This is a genomic window from Empedobacter sp. UBA7620, assembly GCF_002484185.1.
Lineage (GTDB): Bacteria > Bacteroidota > Bacteroidia > Flavobacteriales > Weeksellaceae > Empedobacter > Empedobacter falsenii_C.
This window is the reverse complement of record NZ_DLJI01000029.1, coordinates 1-3382: the sequence shown is the minus strand read 5'-3', so window position 1 is coordinate 3382 and position 3382 is coordinate 1. Positions and strand designations below refer to the sequence as shown.

The 3382-nt window shown below is 28.8% G+C and carries 3 protein-coding genes; 1 reads left to right on the top strand and 2 read right to left on the bottom strand.

Features of this window, described 5'->3' with window-relative positions; genetic code table 11:
- Positions 1–870: FecR family protein (locus tag B2217_RS06165; RefSeq protein ID WP_291122206.1), on the bottom strand; the 870-nt coding region annotated here is incomplete at its 3' end.
- Positions 871–1153: 283 nt separating this feature from the next.
- On the opposite strand from B2217_RS06165, the gene B2217_RS06160 reads away from it, so the two are divergent.
- Entirely contained in the window at positions 1154–1774 is a 621-nt protein-coding gene (locus B2217_RS06160) for an RNA polymerase sigma factor (protein WP_291122205.1), read from the top strand.
- Positions 1775–2511: 737 nt separating this feature from the next.
- Here B2217_RS06160 and B2217_RS06155 read toward each other — a convergent pair.
- Positions 2512–3382: hypothetical protein (locus B2217_RS06155; protein ID WP_291122204.1), on the bottom strand; the 871-nt coding region annotated here is incomplete at its 5' end.

Sequence of the window (3382 nt, the reverse complement as noted above, 5' to 3'; positions counted from 1 at the left end):
ATCTATACTTCCTTTAAGTTCTGCGGAAATCTTTTTAGCAGCAATTTCATTTGGATAGATTATAGTTATTCCATAATACTTATTAATTACGGTTATAATTTCTCCAAAAGGCACTTCATTAAAGCTTAAGGATTCTATTTTTGTAATTTGTTTACCTGATTCCACATCGGTTCTCTTTGAATAGATTGCTGCTGTACGGGCTATTCCCAAGTTAGTCCAAACGTGATTGGGTTTTAAGTAAGAAACCGGAGTTCCTGCATAAGAAATGGCGACTTTACCTTCGTAAAGATCAACTGATTTGCTGTTACCAGATTGCAATATTTTAAACACTGTTCCCAAAACTCTTGTACTGAAGTTTTCTGCCTGAACTATAAAAGGATGATTTTTGTCTTTTGCTACCGAGAAAACGGCATCGCCTTTTAAGGTAACTACTCGAGTATCTTCTGGGAAAGATTTCTCAACGGTAAGTTCTGCCCCCGGAAACAGTGTAACCACAGAACCGTCTTTAAGTGTTATTTTTCTATTACCTGATTCTGCTAGATAAACATCGGGTTTGTAAAAGGTGTTGTAGGTAAAGATGCTGCCTAGTGATAGGAAAAGCAATAAAACTGCGGCAGGTATGAACTGTACTATTTTTTTTAAAGCAAAATGCGCTTTCTGATGGTGAATTGTATCTGAGTTTTGTCTTATATTTAGTAATATCCGTCTTCTTGTACTGTTAAGATGTTCTATATCGAGTTCTTTTAAAGCATCTTCTTCCCATATTTTTGAAAGCTCTGACTCTTGCTTCGTCAATGTATTACCCGATATTTCTCTACTCCAGAAAAAGAAAATAAATGCTTTGAGTTTATTGTCTTTACTATTTTTCATTCTGATAAATTATTTTACTATTTTAATTTTTACTTATTTGAATATTCCGATTATACCTCTATCTATATCACAGACAAAATTTAAAATTCTCCCCAGCCTACTTAAGGTTTAAGCATCAAAAAAATATAAAAATCAATTCTCTATAAAAATTCAAAATATTGATAATCAGATAAATGTAACTTATTGAACAAAGAATCATTAATGAATAATTAATAATTGACTATAAATTAATTCATTAAAAATTAACATTAACATCTTATTTTTGCATTGTAAAAACTATCCCATGAGTAATACGGATAAAGTTCTTCTAAAAAAGATTAAGAATGGGGATCAGATTGCTTTCTCAACTCTATATAATCGTTATTACGAGAATCTTTATAAAATGGTATTCGTAAGAACTAAAAATAAGTATAGTACCGAAGAATTGCTTCAGAATTTATGGCTTAAAGTTTTTGAAAATCCAGAATTTATTCAAGTGGATGAAGAAGGATGTGCCAGAAAATATTTTTTCCGTTATATGCATTTCAGGGTCATAGATTCTTATAATGCTATAAATAACAGTCCAGAGATTTCCGAATTTTCAGAAGAGTCACTATACGGAATAAGTGCTACAGAATATTTCGAAATTTTTGAAGAGACTGATATACAGGAACTATTTGTGATGATTAAAGAGGTCTTGTATGGTGTAACCGATACTGAACAAAAAGTGTATGATTTGAGAATCCGCCAGAACAAGTCTGTGAAAGAAACCGCTCAAATTCTCGGAATTACTGATAAAACGGTGCATAATAAACTTAATAGCGTTCTAACAAAAATTCGCAGTCAAGTAGAACCGAAATATAAGTCATCTAAAAATCTGCTTTATTTCTTGATCTATATTGAAATGGTTTCTAACCTGAACTAGGGTTCTATCTTCTCATTTTTTTCCAAATTATTTCTTTATTTCTTGAAAAATAATTCCTCAAACTCTCCTTATATTTTTCTTACAACCATTTTTTGACTCTGAATTCCGTTGATTTTTAGAATCTTGTTTTTTTCTTTTTGGCGGGTTTTAACACTCAAATTAAGGCTTTTAACTTTGAAACTTTCAAAATGTCTCGAAGAATAGATTTCTCCACTGGTATGGATTTCCTGCTTTTCCAGCAATTTTTTCATAAGCTCCGGGGGTAATCATCTTTTCACATTTTATAACAATAGAAAGAGAATCTTTGACTTTAGGATGATATTGCATTAACTTGTCAAAAAACCTTGTTCTGCTTTTCTAAAGTATTTTCGAGTTTTGAAGCTGAATCCTGCAACTTTACGTTTTCTCTGTCATTAATCAATCCTAAGAATTTTCATTCCTTTTTTTCATCTGTTCATTTTCCTGTTCCAATTTCTTTTCCTAAACTAAATATTTCAATTACTAATTCATGAAAAAAAGCGGGTAAAAATCGATCTACTACTAGTATTGTGATATATTGTCTTTAATTTTCATATTTCAATCCGAACGGAAAATTGTGGAACCTGCCTATTTATAGATGTTTTTTGATTTGTTGTACATATGTTGTACTTTTTTTTATTATAAAGTTATAAAGTATTATTAATAAAGGTAAAATTGGATATTCTTTATATAATACAATGTTAGCTGTAGTCTCTATTTTATTTAGCAAAGTTTATCTGATTGTTTTCATATATAAAATTGTTCCAGTAGCCTTCAAAATAACTTGTCATAAAATTATTTTCGTCGTAGAAGTATTCTCCATAGAATTTGTAATTATTTTCAGATAATGAACGGAAGAATGTTTCATCAAATATAATTAAATTTTTCAATGGATTTTTGTAATTATCATAATTTGAGAGTATTACTTTTTTACGTTTTTTTGCCGTTTCATTAAAGCTGTATGAATAATTAGTATCACTTACGTAATTTATATTTCCATATTTTGTTACAATACTATCTACATTTTTATTTGCATTAAAATAGAATGTTGATTTCGATTTTATTCCTTTATTATAAACTGTAACAAAATTTAAAACATTGTTATTGTAAGTGAATTTTAATGTATCTTTTGTATTAGATTTATTCACCAATATTTGTGATATTCTATCTCCGTCTAAAGTAATCTGTTTTTGGTAAGTCGGAAAGAAACTTTCATTATCGCTTTTAAAAATTATATTTATTTTATTATTATCATAAGTAATTTCATCAGTTGTGTTATAATAAATAGGTTGTGGTTGGTCATTACGAGTAACAAACAAATTAGTTATTCTTTTAGAAATTCTACCATTTGAATATTCTAATTTAACATTCTCACCGCTGAATAAAGTATAACTATCAATACCATAATTTAGATTTCGGTAGTTCATATAATCAGCTTTATATTCTGTAATATTATATTGATTGGCTTCTGACGAATTATTTGTTTCATCATTTCTACAACTAAGCAAAACTATACTCAAGATTACTAAAAAATATTTTTTCACAACAATGTTTTTTGAGATTACAGCTAACGGAAAAGTATTGGCGAAG

Bases quoted from the DNA above. Each gene is read 5' to 3' on its own strand.
- B2217_RS06160 (WP_291122205.1), top strand. From the start codon at position 1,154: ATGAGTAATACGGATAAAGTTCTTCTAAAAAAGATTAAGAATGGGGAT.